General features: G+C 44.6%; 15 protein-coding genes. All 15 read left to right on the forward strand.

Going from position 1 to position 13,979, the window contains the following annotated elements:
• Nucleotides 1-2: 2 nt before the first annotated feature.
• The 15 genes from MKY97_RS11110 to MKY97_RS11180 all read left to right on the forward strand — a co-directional run bounded on the left by MKY97_RS11110 (nucleotide 3) and on the right by MKY97_RS11180 (nucleotide 13,909).
• Nucleotides 3-443, forward strand: coding sequence for a hypothetical protein (locus MKY97_RS11110; protein ID WP_342555483.1), 441 nt, complete (start codon nucleotides 3-5; stop codon nucleotides 441-443).
• 15 nt (nucleotides 444-458) lie between these two features.
• A complete protein-coding gene (locus tag MKY97_RS11115; protein ID WP_342555484.1) occupies nucleotides 459-1,247 on the forward strand; it encodes a FliA/WhiG family RNA polymerase sigma factor in 789 nt (262 codons plus the stop codon).
• A gap of 60 nt (nucleotides 1,248-1,307) precedes the next feature.
• Complete coding sequence (locus tag MKY97_RS11120; RefSeq protein ID WP_342555485.1) at nucleotides 1,308-2,717, forward strand: FapA family protein; 1,410 nt, start codon at nucleotides 1,308-1,310, stop codon at nucleotides 2,715-2,717.
• Between the two features lie 51 nt (nucleotides 2,718-2,768).
• Nucleotides 2,769-3,083 carry a hypothetical protein gene (locus MKY97_RS11125; protein ID WP_342555486.1) on the forward strand — a complete coding sequence of 105 codons (315 nt, stop codon included), beginning with the start codon at nucleotides 2,769-2,771 and terminating at the stop codon, nucleotides 3,081-3,083.
• A gap of 64 nt (nucleotides 3,084-3,147) precedes the next feature.
• Nucleotides 3,148-3,738 carry a hypothetical protein gene (locus MKY97_RS11130; RefSeq protein ID WP_342555487.1) on the forward strand — a complete coding sequence of 197 codons (591 nt, stop codon included), beginning with the start codon at nucleotides 3,148-3,150 and terminating at the stop codon, nucleotides 3,736-3,738.
• A gap of 2 nt (nucleotides 3,739-3,740) precedes the next feature.
• Nucleotides 3,741-4,367, forward strand: coding sequence for a hypothetical protein (locus tag MKY97_RS11135; protein ID WP_342555488.1), 627 nt, complete (start codon nucleotides 3,741-3,743; stop codon nucleotides 4,365-4,367).
• A 223-nt stretch (nucleotides 4,368-4,590) separates the two neighbouring features.
• Entirely contained in the window at nucleotides 4,591-5,289 is a 699-nt protein-coding gene (gene rpsB / locus MKY97_RS11140) for a 30S ribosomal protein S2 (RefSeq protein ID WP_024630243.1), read from the forward strand.
• A gap of 117 nt (nucleotides 5,290-5,406) precedes the next feature.
• Complete coding sequence (tsf, locus tag MKY97_RS11145; protein ID WP_342555489.1) at nucleotides 5,407-6,057, forward strand: translation elongation factor Ts; 651 nt, start codon at nucleotides 5,407-5,409, stop codon at nucleotides 6,055-6,057.
• Nucleotides 6,058-6,290: 233 nt separating this feature from the next.
• Nucleotides 6,291-7,019: a UMP kinase gene (gene pyrH, locus MKY97_RS11150; protein WP_342555490.1), complete on the forward strand. Its 729-nt coding sequence runs from the start codon at nucleotides 6,291-6,293 to the stop codon at nucleotides 7,017-7,019.
• Complete coding sequence (gene frr / locus MKY97_RS11155; RefSeq protein ID WP_342555491.1) at nucleotides 7,019-7,573, forward strand: ribosome recycling factor; 555 nt, start codon at nucleotides 7,019-7,021, stop codon at nucleotides 7,571-7,573. Before pyrH ends, frr begins: the two co-directional genes overlap by 1 nt.
• Nucleotides 7,574-7,662: 89 nt before the next feature.
• On the forward strand, nucleotides 7,663-8,430 hold the full coding sequence (locus tag MKY97_RS11160) for an isoprenyl transferase (protein WP_342555492.1): 768 nt from the start codon (nucleotides 7,663-7,665) through the stop codon (nucleotides 8,428-8,430).
• A gap of 16 nt (nucleotides 8,431-8,446) precedes the next feature.
• The gene (locus tag MKY97_RS11165) at nucleotides 8,447-9,241 is read left to right on the forward strand and encodes a phosphatidate cytidylyltransferase (protein ID WP_342555493.1); all 795 of its coding nucleotides are present in this window, start codon (nucleotides 8,447-8,449) and stop codon (nucleotides 9,239-9,241) included.
• A gap of 73 nt (nucleotides 9,242-9,314) precedes the next feature.
• Entirely contained in the window at nucleotides 9,315-10,463 is a 1,149-nt protein-coding gene (locus MKY97_RS11170) for a 1-deoxy-D-xylulose-5-phosphate reductoisomerase (RefSeq protein WP_342555494.1), read from the forward strand.
• Nucleotides 10,464-10,556: 93 nt separating this feature from the next.
• Entirely contained in the window at nucleotides 10,557-10,778 is a 222-nt protein-coding gene (locus MKY97_RS11175) for a hypothetical protein (RefSeq protein ID WP_342555495.1), read from the forward strand.
• A 194-nt stretch (nucleotides 10,779-10,972) separates the two neighbouring features.
• Complete coding sequence (locus tag MKY97_RS11180; protein ID WP_342555496.1) at nucleotides 10,973-13,909, forward strand: type 2 lanthipeptide synthetase LanM family protein; 2,937 nt, start codon at nucleotides 10,973-10,975, stop codon at nucleotides 13,907-13,909.
• Nucleotides 13,910-13,979: the final 70 nt, after the last annotated feature.

Here is a 13,979-nt window from a genome sequence, read left to right on the forward strand (position 1 = left end):
TAATGATAGGAAACTACCGCATTAATCTTGGAGCAGGCATAGTCGGATTCGTTCTGACTTTTTTTGTAGCATTCAGCAGCAATGTGTTGATGACCAGTTTAATACGCGGATTAATAGGATTCGCAGCCTGGTATGTCCTTGCATATGGTCTGCGTTGGGGATTGGGGATATTGTTAAGCCCTCGTGGAGAGAATGGATTCGGTTATGATTCAGAGGGTGCTCAAGATCTAAGAGGTTCACAGGTGGACATCAAACTCGAAGACGATGGACTAGAGCTGAGTGATTTGCTCAAGAATGGAGAGAGCAGCTCCGCCGGGGCTGATCTTCCGCCATCTGAGACGAAAGCTCCAACGGGATTTGCCCCTTTGGATCCGCCTAAACTCGTCCGGACCAAAGACCCGGAGGAATTGGCGCAGGCCGTTCGTCACCTGACAGACAAATAAGGAGGGTGAAAGCAATTGAACGAGCGTAAAGCTTCACATTTGAACCATTCTGATCTGTGGGAAAAGTGGAAAGAACACGGAGATCTTGAAGCAAAAAAGATGTTGATCGAAAAATATCTTCATATTGTTAACTACGTGTCTGGCCGTCTGGCCGTGGGATTACCCAAAAACGTTCCCAAAGATGATCTGGAGAGTAACGGCGTAATGGGTCTCATTGATGCATTGGAGAAATTTGACTATGAACGAGGGCTGCAGTTCGAGACGTACGCGTCATGGCGGGTACGAGGAGCCATATTGGATGGATTGCGTCAAGGGGACTGGGTGCCCCGATCGGTTCGCGAGAAAGCGAAGCGGATTGAGGATGCATACCAGCAATTGGAACAGACCTATTTGCGTTCTGTCAGTGATGAAGAAATGAGTCAGTACCTGGACGTGTCAACGAAGGATTTTCAACATATGCTTCAGGAGGTGGCCGTGATGTCGCTCTGCTCGCTGGAAGATCCGATCCGGGAAGAAGAGTCGGAAACGCGTCTGTCTCTGATGGTAGATGAAAAAGCCAAAAATCCGGATTATAAAGTTAATGAGTTTTATTTGAAAGAAGCACTGGTGCAGGGGCTTGAAAAGCTGACCGTCAAAGAACGAACGGTGGTTTCACTTTTGTATTACGAAGACCTTTCTCTCAGTGAAATCGCAGAGGTCATGTCCCTTTCGCCGTCTCGTATTTCCCAATTACATTCCAAAGCCATTTTGCGGCTTCGCGGCACACTGGATAAACAAAAAGATTTACTGATGCGTAAAGACTAGAGAGCAGAAGTTAACCAAATGTACAGGGAGTGGACAGGCAAATAAGGAGGAAGATCCGCGTTGACACAACGGACTAGTATGGAAAAATGTTTAAACGTTGTTTTATCCGACGATAAATGCACGGCTTACCTTGAATATTACAGCGAAGAAGAAGGTTATTCCTTTACTACGGAAGAGCTTGAACAATTTGTTGAGAGCAAGGGCATTAAACATGGTCTGCTGCGAGAAGCGTTATTGGTTTTTGTGAATAATCCGTCAGCCTATCTGAAAGAGAAATGCAAGATAGCTGAAGGGCTTGCTCCTGTACAGGGAATCGATGGATATATTCATGTTTTGATTGGCGGGGAAGATGACAGCGAGCAGCGGCCGCTGGAAGCGGAAGATGGAAGAGTCGATTACAAAGAGCTGATACGTTTAGACAATGTACGAAGCGGACAGATTATTGCGGAACGCATTGATCCTGTTGATGGTCTGCCAGGTAAGGCGGTGACCGGCGAGGAGATTCCTTTTCGTCCAGGAAAGGAAGCCCGATTTAAAGTCGGCAAAAATGTCGTTGTCAGCCCTGACGGATCTGCGATGTATGCTGCACTGGATGGTCTGGTTAGCAGAACAGAAGGTAACAAATTAAACGTATTTCCAGTATATGAAGTCAATGGCGACGTCGATTACAAGCATGGAAATATTGACTTTGTAGGCAACGTGGTCATTCGCGGCAATGTACTAACCGGCTTTAAAGTAAAAGCGGCAGGTGATATTCGTGTGGCCGGAGGTGTCGAAGGAGCAGAACTGGAAGCAGGCGGCTCTATCGAGATTACCGGCGGGATCATTGGTTACAATAAAGGATTGATTCTTGCTGGTCATCATGTGAAATGCACATTTATCCAAGAAGGAAACGTTGATGCAGGTGAAGATGTGCTCGTAACGCAAAGTATTATGCACTCCAACGTTCGTGCTGGCCGTGCTGTCATTTGTGCAGGAACCAAAGGACTTATTGTCGGAGGTTCAACGCAGGCCGGAGAGCTTGTATCTGCACGTGTTGTGGGCAACACGATGTCTACAGTAACTTCAATTGAAGTGGGCGTGCTGCCAAGGCTTCGAAACGAAATGAACGATTTGCGCAAGGATCTCAGAGAGCAGATGGATTCTTTGGACAAAACGAAGAAAGCGCTGACCCTGCTTGACCAGCTGGCTGCAGCTGGACAGCTGACGCCAGATAAGATGGCGATGAGAATCAAACTAAACTCCACTCAAAAATCAGCTCTTCGTCAGAGTGAAGAAATGAAAACACGTATCTTAGAAATTGAAAAGGTACTTGAAGATACAAGTAGAGCTCGTGTTGATATTTTGAAGATGATTTATGGAGGCTCTAAAATAGTTATCGGCAGATACACGAAATTTATTAAAGATCCGGTCAGTCGAATGTCATTTTGTTATCAAGACGGAGATATCACGATGGTGCCGTACGTATAAAACCAGCAGCAGACTTTTGAGGAAATCCATTCGAAACCGTGAGGTGAGCGTATGAGTTTCAAAGCAGTAGAGCTGCAGATTGCAGTGCCGCGGACCAGCGAAGCGGGACGTTATCAAAGTGAGGCGCAGCAAAGGCCGATTTCTGACCAGAATTTGCTCGCAGAACAGACAACAAAAGAAGCAAAAGAGGCAGGGCAGCGCAGTGAGGCTATGGCTGAGACATCGCATACTTCGGTGCGTGACGGTCATGCAGAAGGGGATCACTACCACAGTGGGACGGATACAGGGGATGCGGCGGAAGAACAGGAGAACCTCAAACCTGCAGAGCATCCCTACAAAGGGAAACATATTGATCTGTCAATGTGAAAGAGTTCAGACTGGCTGGAAAATTGCGCCCCCCCGGTGGTCGTAATAAAAGGAGAGAAGCAATTTGTCACCATGGATCATTATTGTCATATTGGGAGCTTGTGCAATCGCTTATGCATTCATTATGCCCCGAAAAGACAAGCCGCAGCAGCCGTCGCATCAACTGGTGCAGGAGATGGAGTCAACACTCGAACATTATATGACAGAGATTGAACAAGATAATGACGCTCTGATTCAACGTGTAGCTGAACTAAAAGGGGAATCCGCAGCGGCAGACCAGCGTATGCAGTCACAGCTCCAGCAGCTGCAGGAGCGACTCGATCAATTAGAGCAGCAAAAAGGAAGAACGGCTGATTTTGAAGTCGGTTCACCACCAGGACCTGTTAGAACGACCGGACAGGCATCTGAAGGGCTTCAGGCACAAAGACTTCTGGACAGCGTAAGAGCAGAAGCGAGTCAGCAGCATGAATCAGCAGCGTTACAAGTCACAGAAGATGCAGAAGAGTCAAAGCGTGACTCGATCAAAGATCGTTACACAGAACTTTTCAGACTTCATGATGAAGGAAAGTCTATGGACGCTATTTCTAAACAAACAGGCATACAGCTTGGTGAAGTGCAGTTAATACTGCAGCTTGCAGAGCGGGAGGAGAGCTGACCATGGACAAGCGATCATTGTGGATTGGTATTGGCAGCGGCATGATTGTTGGGGCAGTTCTGCTTCAACTGGCCACAGTCGGGCAAAAGGCCCTGTCTGACAGCAATTTGGAACCGGTACAGACTGCCAAGTGGACGAAGGAAGAACTGGAGACAGCGGCAAAGAGTCTGGATCTGAAAGTGGTCGGGGCTAAAGATGAGCTCTATACCGAATCGGAGTGGATCCAGAAGAAAAAGCAGGAAAGCAGCAAATTGCAGGGGAAAACCGCGGTAAGTCCCGACCAAGCAGCCAATGCGACCCAGCCAGATGCACCAAAGCAGCCGCAGCAGCCTGAGTCCGGTAATGTTAAAGGACAATCACAAGTGAATCAGCCAAAGACAGCAGAACCCGAGACTCCAAACAAGCCTAAAGGGGCGGCTGTAACGTTTAGGATACGTTCAGGGAACAGTCTGTCTATGGTTGCTGAAAACCTAAAGCAGGCCGGAATTGTTGAAGATGCACAAGCGTTCATCAAAGCTGGCAGAACAGAAGGCATTAACAGGAAGCTCCAAGTGGGTACCTTTTCTCTTGAAAAGGGTGAGAGTTTCAAGTCGATCATGGCCAAGATTACAAAAGAACCGTCTAGCTGAGCACGCATGCTCGGACTGCACGGTTCTTTTTGATATCATACGTCCATGAAAATTTAGATTCAGTTAGTGTTGCAACAGGTTGTCACTTATGCTATATTAGTTAACGGTGTTAAAACACACGCTGTGCTAATTTTGTTGAGGGTGCTTTCCTGATGGAGAGTCTTGGCGGAAAATGATGCTGGCGGAGGACACAATAAAAAACCATATTAGGAGGTGTGTGAAGATGGCAGTAATCTCCATGAAGCAGCTTCTCGAAGCTGGGGTACACTTCGGTCACCAGACTCGTCGTTGGAACCCAAAAATGGATCGTTATATCTTCACTGAAAGAAACGGAATTTACATCATCGATTTGCAAAAAACGGTGAAAAAAGTCGAAGAGGCTTACAACTTCGTTAAAGGAATCGCAGGCGAGAATGGTACTATTCTTTTCGTAGGTACTAAAAAGCAAGCTCAAGATTCCGTTAAAGAAGAAGCTGAACGCGCTGGTCAATTCTACATTAACCAACGCTGGCTCGGCGGTACCCTGACTAACTTCTCTACTATTCAAAAACGTATTGATCGTTTGAAACAGTTGGAAGCTTGGGAAGAAGACGGTACTTTCGCTGTTCTGCCTAAAAAAGAAGTTATCTTGCTTCGCAAAGAAAAAGATCGTCTCGAGAAATTCTTGGGCGGTATTAAAAATATGAAAGGCCTGCCTAGCGCCCTGTTCATCATCGATCCACGCAAAGAGCGTATCGCTGTTGCTGAAGCTCGCAAATTGGGTATCCCAATCGTTGGTATCGTTGATACGAACTGCGATCCGGACGAGATCGATTATGTTATCCCAGGTAATGACGACGCGATCCGCGCTGTTAAATTGCTGACAGGTAAAATGGCTGACGCTGTTATCGAAGCTAATCAAGGCGAAGAAACTTCCGCCTAATAGTTTTCGAACATATCATTCATGAATTAAATGAAAAGGGTGGTTGGTAGGTGGATAACCTCTCACTGCCCTTTTTTTAGAGTGTACGTACAATACTTAATCTGGAGGGAATTTATAATGGCAGTTAATGCGAGTGCAGTAAAAGAACTTCGCGAAAAAACGGGCGCAGGTATGCTCGATTGCAAAAAAGCACTGGAAGAAGCGAACGGTGATATCACGAAAGCAGCTGAGCTGCTGCGTGAGAAAGGTCTTTCCGCAGCTGCAAGCAAAGCAGGACGCGCAGCTACTGAAGGCGTTGTAGAATCCTACATCCACGCTGGCGGACGTATCGGAGTATTGGTTGAAGTTAACTGCGAAACAGACTTCGTTGGTAAAACAGACCAATTCAAAGATTTTGTTAAAGATGTAGCTATGCAAATCGCAGCTGCTAACCCTAAATTCGTTACTCGCGAAGAAGTCCCTACAGAAGAGCTGGAGAAAGAGAAAGAAATTTTGAAAGCTCAAGCACTCAACGAAGGCAAACCAGAAAAAATCGTTGAAAAAATGGTTGAAGGCCGTATCGGTAAATACTACGAAGAATACTGCCTGATGGAGCAAACTTTCGTTAAAGATCCAGACAAAACCATTTCCCAATTGCTGAACGAAAAAATCAGCCAAATCGGTGAAAACATCTCCATCCGTCGTTTCGTTCGTTACGAACTTGGTGAAGGTCTGGAGAAAAAAGTGGATAACTTCGTAGAAGAAGTTATGTCCCAAGTGAACAAATAAGACGGTTATCAAACCGGCAAGTCAAACCTTGATTTTTCGAAGATATAAGAATGATGAAACTTCGAAGCGCAAACTCCCTTATATCTCAGGAAAACAATGACTCATCGGTTAATCGTTTTTCCTAAAGAGCGGAACACTTCTGTGTTCCTTTCTTTTTAAGCAGGAGTCCATGCGCGAGAAGTTTTGTTGGTTGGACACTGGGAGGTGTTCAATTCAAAGTGGAGGGTGAACAATTGGAACAGCCAGTATTTAAACGTGTTGTCTTAAAGGTGAGCGGAGAGTCTCTTTCCGGTCAAAACGGCTATGGCATTGATGCAGCAACGATCTCATCCATTGCTCAGCAGGTAAAAGATGTAGTCGCACTTGGTGTGCAGGTTGCAATCGTATGTGGCGGCGGAAACATCTGGCGCGGTATTGCTGGGAGTGAGAACGGCATTGATCGTGCAACTGCAGATTATATGGGGATGCTCGCGACGGTGATGAACTCTCTGGCGCTGCAGGACGCACTTGAGCAGATCGACGTGCCAACTCGTGTGCAGACATCAATTGCTATGCAGCAAATTGCAGAACCGTATATTCGTCGTAAGGCTATTCGTCATCTAGAAAAGGGCCGTGTCGTTATTTTTGCAGCAGGTACAGGTAATCCGTTCTTCTCCACGGATACAACAGCAGCACTGCGCGCAGCGGAGATTGAGGCAGAAGTGATCTTGATGGCCAAAAATAAAGTGGATGGTGTTTATTCGGCAGATCCATTCAAAGACAGCACAGCTGAGAAGTTTGAGCAGTTGACTTACCTGGATGTACTTAACAAAAACCTTGGTGTAATGGATTCGACGGCATCCTCGCTCTGCATGGATAACAACATTCCGTTGATCGTATTTAACATTACAGAACAGGGTAACATCAAGCGCGTTGTTCTGGGCGAACGCATCGGAACAATCGTTAAAGGGAGTGTAGATTAATGCCACAAGCAGTGAAACAACATGCTGAAGAGCGTATGGAAAAAGCGATTCAGGCACTACGCCGTGACCTGGCTACTCTGCGTGCGGGTCGTGCAACGCCGGCTCTGCTGGACCGTGTACAAGTGGAATACTATGGGGCTATGACGCCTTTGAATCAGCTGGCGAACATCAGTACACCGGATTCCCGCACGCTGATGATCCAGCCTTGGGATAAATCCGCAATGAGTGATATCGAACGAGCGATTATGAAATCTGATCTGGGGCTTACCCCGGCTAATGATGGAAGTATGATTCGCTTGGCGATTCCGCCGCTGACGGAAGAGCGCAGAGCTGAGCTTGTCAAACTCACTAAAAAGTTTGGCGAAGAAGGCAAAGTTGCCATTCGTAACATTCGCCGCGATGCGAATGATGATATTAAAAAAATGGAAAAGTCTGAAATTTCCGAGGACGAATCCCGGAGACACCAAGACGATATCCAGAAATCGACCGATAAATATATCGCTGAAGTCGATAAGGTACTTGCTGCCAAAGAAAAAGAAATCATGGAAGTGTAAGACAAGCGCAGCCCCTCCATTACGGTGGGGTTTTGTCTCTTTTTCCAAGCTTCAGATGAAGAAACTTCAGGGATTTTGGAGGAACAGGAATGATCAAACGGGTTCGGTCGTGGTGGAATGGGGCTGACAAGCAGGAAACGCTGACTATATCCGAGGATAATATCCCGCAGCACGTCGCCATCATCATGGACGGCAATGGACGATGGGCCAAACGTCTGGGTCTCCCGCGTATAGCAGGGCACCAGAACGGTATGAAGGCAGTTAAACGTGCAACCATCGCGGCGGATGAACTGGGCATCAAATATCTGACGATGTACGCTTTTTCGACAGAAAACTGGACGCGTCCAAAAGAAGAAGTGGATTTTCTGATGAGACTTCCGCAAGAATTTTTGGCTATAGAACTGGATGAACTAATCGAAAAAAATGTACGCATCCGCATGATGGGGCATGAGGAGCATTTGCCTTCGCATACGGTTAATGCTTTGCGGGAAGCGATCCGTCTTACGGAACATAACACAGGTCTTGTGTTGAATTTTGCGATGAACTATGGAAGCCGCCGGGAGATGACGGAATGTGTGAAAGAAATCGCTCTGCAGGTGAAGTCGGGGGAACTGGCTGCAGAAGATATCACACCTGAACTTATTGACAAACATATGCTGACCGCAGATATGCCCGACCCGGATCTGTTGATCCGAACGAGCGGAGAACTGCGTCTAAGCAATTTTATGTTATGGCAGCTTGCGTATAGTGAATTATGGTTTACGGATATATACTGGCCCGAATTTGGCAAACAGCATCTGCTTGAAGCAGTAGCCGAATATCAGCGCAGAACAAGGCGTTACGGCGGTTTGAAATAGATGGAGGATGAAGCCGTTGAAACAGCGATTAACGACTGGAATTATAGCAGGTGTGTTGTTTTTGGGGTTTTGTATGCTTGGCGGCCCTTGGTATCACGGGTTGGTCTTGCTTATGGCTCTCATCGGTTATTATGAATTTGTAAAAATGACCGGGGTGAGGCCTTTTTCTGGTTCAGCCCTGATTGGATATGCTGGAATTATCTCTATCGTATTTCCTTGGGAAATGGTATGGGATGAAAGACCGTTATCCTTGTTTCAAATATTGTGGATTGTCATGCTGGTTCTGATGACCGCTTCGGTGGTGACCAAGAACAGACTACCGATTAATACAATCGCTATGCTTTTTATAGGGGTGCTGTATATTGGCACAGGGTTCTATTATATTGCAGAATCCAGACATTTAGTTCATGGATTGTTTTGGACATTTCTGCTGCTTGGCTCGATCTGGGCGAGTGATGCCGGAGCTTATTTTGTAGGGAAATGGATCGGAAAAAACAAGCTTTGGCCTTCAATCAGTCCGAATAAAACAGTAGAGGGAGCCATTGGCGGTATTGTCATTTCCACTATGACTTCAGTTGTATTTGCTCTGTCTTCTGATGGCTTGCTCTCTTGGGAGAGAGCCATTGTGATCGGAATAGCCTGTGCAGTCGTTGGCCAGATGGGTGACTTGATCCAATCGGCCTACAAACGTGTATACAACATTAAAGATTCAGGTAATCTTCTACCAGGACATGGCGGTATTCTGGATCGATGTGACAGTTGGATCGTGGTGTTTCCATTTGTACATATTCTGATGTTACTGCCTTATTAGAAGAGCACAAGTAGTCTGGATTTACAGGCGCGGGCACAGCAGGCGTGGGATTCATTAGAGGTGAGGTGCAGCAATGAAAAAAATAGCGATTCTTGGCTCGACAGGCTCAATCGGTACGCAAACTCTGGATGTTGTTGATATGCATCCAGACCGCTTTCAAGTGGAAGCCCTGGCGGCCGGAGGTAATACGGACCTGCTCATTGAACAAGCGAGACGTTATCAGCCCAAAAAGATTTCAGTAGGCTCCAAGGAACTGGCTGACAAGGTTGCTCCATATGTGCCAGCGGGGACGAAGCTGTATTACGGTTCGGAAGGACTCATTGAAATTGCGGCAGGAACGGAAGCAGAAACCGTTGTTACAGCAGTCGTAGGAAGTGTAGGACTGGAGTCTACTCTTGCGGCAATCGAGTCTGGCAAACAGATTGGGCTTGCGAATAAGGAGACTCTGGTTACAGCGGGCCATATCGTTACAGCAAAAGCTGCGGAAAAAGGGGTTTCCATTTTACCTGTAGACAGTGAACATTCGGCCATCTTTCAATGTTTGAACGGAGAGCATCGCTCAAGTGTGGCGGGGATTACACTGACGGCGTCAGGTGGTTCATTCCGTCATCTTACACGAGAGCAGCTGCAGCATGTTACCGTTGAGGATGCGCTTAAGCATCCAAACTGGTCTATGGGTTCCAAAATTACGATTGATTCCGCAACGATGGTTAACAAAGGCCTTGAGGTTATTGAAGCTCATTGGTTGTTTGGGCTTGATTACGAACAGATTACGGTACTGCTTCACCCAGAGAGCATTATTCATTCCTATGTGGAATTTGAAGACACAAGTATCATTGCACAGCTTGGTACTCCAGATATGCGTGTCCCGATTCAATATGCACTGACCTACCCTGATCGTATCTCTTCTCCGGCTAACCGATTGTCACTTGCCCAAGTGGGACAGCTTCATTTTCGAGAGATGGACCTGGATCGTTTCCCTTGTTTGAGAATGGCATATGAATGTGGGCAAATGGGGGGGACGGCAACGACGGCGTTTAATGCGGCCAATGAGGTTGCAGTGGCGAGGTTTTTAAAAGGGGAAATTTCATTTTTGCAGATTGAATATATTTTAGAAGAAATTCTTGAAAAACATATCACTATCCAAAATCCTAGTGTAGAGCAAATCATCCATTCAGACGAAATTTGTCGCAGCGCAGCGAGTTCTTTGCGTTTTATTTGAGCTGTATGCAGCAGGTTTGAATAAACTGGCTATTAATCTTTTTCTGTGGTATATTATGGGTGTATTATATCTTTCTTAGGAGGTTTTATAATTATGAGCGTACAAGAACAAATTATGGCTATGCGTAATCCTGAGTTCAGAGCTGCTTTTGCTGATTTCGAACATCCGTCTGGTTCGGTGAGTGAAGCCAATCTCGTTAACATGGTATCTGACCAAGAAAACGATCCTGAATTTATTTCAATCACGATTTACAGATGCCCGTCTCTTTTTTGTGAGTCCGTTCTTTCTTGTAAAACGGTAGGATGTATGGCCTAATTTTTTTGAGAGATTATAGCAGGATTTTATATGTATTATATTAACGAAAAAGGTCACTTTTCCAGATCAATAATTGATCTAAAAGTGACCTTTTTACTTATGTACAGAGTGCACTGTAGACCAGGCTTGACTTTCGATGTGAAGATCTGCTCCTTAGAAGGTATAATAAGTCCGTTATATTAGGAGGGTTACTGTTGAATAGTAGTGCAAATAATATAGATTTCAGAAAAAAGCTTATAGAGACATATGGCTCCGATGCCAAGGCTGGAACGAAAGCAAGTCAGGATTGGGTGGAAACCATTGACAAGATATTAAATCTGTCTAGTATTCAAGATTACCCGAATCAGACCCAGAAGCTGTTCAGTTCATTTTTTCAATCTTTTCTCACGTTTGCTCAGATGCGTCTTGATGCTTTGCTGTTAAAATACGAATCACTTCAACGCAATAGAGATTCATTGATGCACGGCTGGTATGAAGAGCTCTATTCAAAATTGTTTAACTTGAGTGTTCGAACATTAATTCAGGAGCTGCATATCGCAAGATTATCTGGAATTTTGCAGGGGGATACACCTGGTGACCGCTATCAGTACTATAATACGGTACTATTGAATGATAAAGCATATGTCGAATCGGTTTTTATGATGTATCCGGTGTTAGCTAAATTAATGACTGAAGAAACGACAAGATTCATTGAATATCATACAGAAATCATTACCAATCTGAATAAGGATTTAAATACATTACAAAATGAATTTAATAGAGAATATCTTTTCTTGGAGAGAATTTCAACAGGGGTTGGAGATACCCATTCTAAGGGTCGTTCTGTAAGCATACTCTACTTTGGTGATGGAAATAAATTGATCTATAAGCCTCGCTCTCTCAAGATTGATACAGGTTTTGAAAAGCTGATGAACTGGGTCCATGAAACCAATCATACGATGAACTACAAAACAACGAAATCAGTGGATTGCGGCGCATATGGCTGGCAGTCATACGTAGAATACACAAGTTGTTCTTCCAAAGAAGAGGTTGCCCGTTATTACCATCGATATGGAGGATATGTGGCCTTATTGTATGTTTTAGGCTCGAGAGACTTTCATTTTGAGAATATTATTGCCGATGGAGAGTTTCCAATCCTCATCGATATGGAAACCTTATTTTCCAATCGAGTTGTGTCCGAAACGAATGAAGATTGGCGGAAAGTGTTTCTTGATGAGATGGATCGTTCAGTGTTCAGCAGCATGTTAATTCCCTTCAAGCGGACGCCGCAGGAGGATACGGACACGAGCGGTCTTGGTAATTGGGGAGATCAGAACAATGAGTTGATCAGTGAAGTGATTGATTCTCCTTTCACAGATGAAATGAAATTAGTAAACAAGAAAATAACGAAAGAACCCGGACGTAACAGACCGCAATTTCAAGGACAGTATATAGGCTTTGAGATGTATATTACCCAAATCCAGGAAGGTTTTGCGGAGATGTATCAATTCATTAACGCATGTAAAGATGAATTCGCATCAGTTCATGGACCGTTGAAGGATTTTGAAGATGTTTCAGTGAGAATGATATTTAGATCGACTAATGACTACGGGGAATTTCTTAAATCAAGTTTACATCCGGATTACCTCCAAAAGCTGTCTAAAAGAATTCAATTGTTTGAACACTTTCAAAGGAGTTCAGTATACACGCCTTACTACAGCAAAATTGTCCCTTATGAAATGGATTGTTTACTGCAGCAGGAGATTCCTGTATTTAACTTTGACATGGAATCTCGACATATCACGATTCAGTCCAGCAAGGAGATTGTACACCTTGGTTTCAAAGCAGCAGGGCTGGAAAGAGTTCACGAGCAGTTAGACAGACTTAGTAAACAGGATTTTGAGAAACAATTAAGATATTTAAAGATGTCACTTACCTCGTTTGGAAAATCTCTAAATGGGATGAACTCAAATGCTGTTGAGCAGCAGGTAGACAGCCATGGGGATTTTTTGAAAGCGGTCATGAGGATTGGCGATGAGTTAATTGCACATGCAGCATGGGATCAGGATAAAAAAACGATCATATGGGTTGATCGTAAACCGATCACAGATGGTGGACATTACATCGGGATTTTAGAGCCTTCTTTATATGATGGTTCTCTTGGAATTGTGCTGTTTCTAGCTTATCTCGGCAATGAATCGGGAGATTCAAGATACAGCGCTTTTGCCAAAGAAGCGCTTCAAACCTGTCTTGATACGATAACGGATGTGCAGGAGAAGAATCTTTCTCTTTTTAGCGGCTTGTTGGGATACGCGTATACGCTGATTCAGGTTTCGTTTCTATGGAAAGAGCAGAAATATTATAAAGAAGCTTTAACATATATAGATAAAATAAGGTCCATAATTAAAGATGACAAGCAGCTTGATGTGGTTGGTGGCAGTGCTGGAGCTGTAATACTGCTTACTCAACTGTACTCACAAACCTCCAATGCCGAATTCAAACTACTGGCTTGTGAATGTGGAGAGCATCTTAAACGTGAATTAGAGGATCGTAAGGAAAATAACAAAGTGCTGCTTAACGGACTATCACATGGACTAAGTGGATATGCTTGGGCATTCGTTGAACTATGGGCCATTACTGGTTTGCAAGAGTATAAAAGCTTTGCTAAGCTGTTACTGGAGATGGAGCGAAGAGACTACAGTCGAACGAATAATAATTGGCGTGACAAACGATCGGAACAGCCAAATGAATTTCAAGCGGTTTATTGGTGTCACGGAGCACCTGGTATTGGGCTCTCAAGGCTCCATATGTTACAAAGAATAGATGACTCCGATATGCTTGCTGAGATTGATGCGGCAAAATCCAAAATAATAGAAGATGGGCTGCATTTGCCTCCATTTATGTGCCACGGGAGTCTGGGTAATATAGATATCTTATTATCTATGGAGAACATACTCGGTTCAGCAAGAGATTCCAAAACAGCGCAGGAGCTTGGCTTTGAAATTTGCCTGAAGTATAATAAAATCTCAGCAAAGGATTTTCCATTAGGGCTTATGACTGGAATGGCAGGCTTCGGTTATGGTTTACTGCGATTGAATAATCCTGAGATTCCTTCTATTCTGTCGCTGGAAATTCCAGAACTTAATGTATAGGAAGGAGCCTGAAAAACTTCTTGGTAATTAATTAAGAATAATGTTATTCTAGAGCATGCATAATAAGTTA

It is taken from the genome of Paenibacillus sp. FSL R7-0652 (assembly GCF_038595045.1).
Taxonomy (GTDB): Bacteria; Bacillota; Bacilli; order Paenibacillales; family Paenibacillaceae; genus Paenibacillus.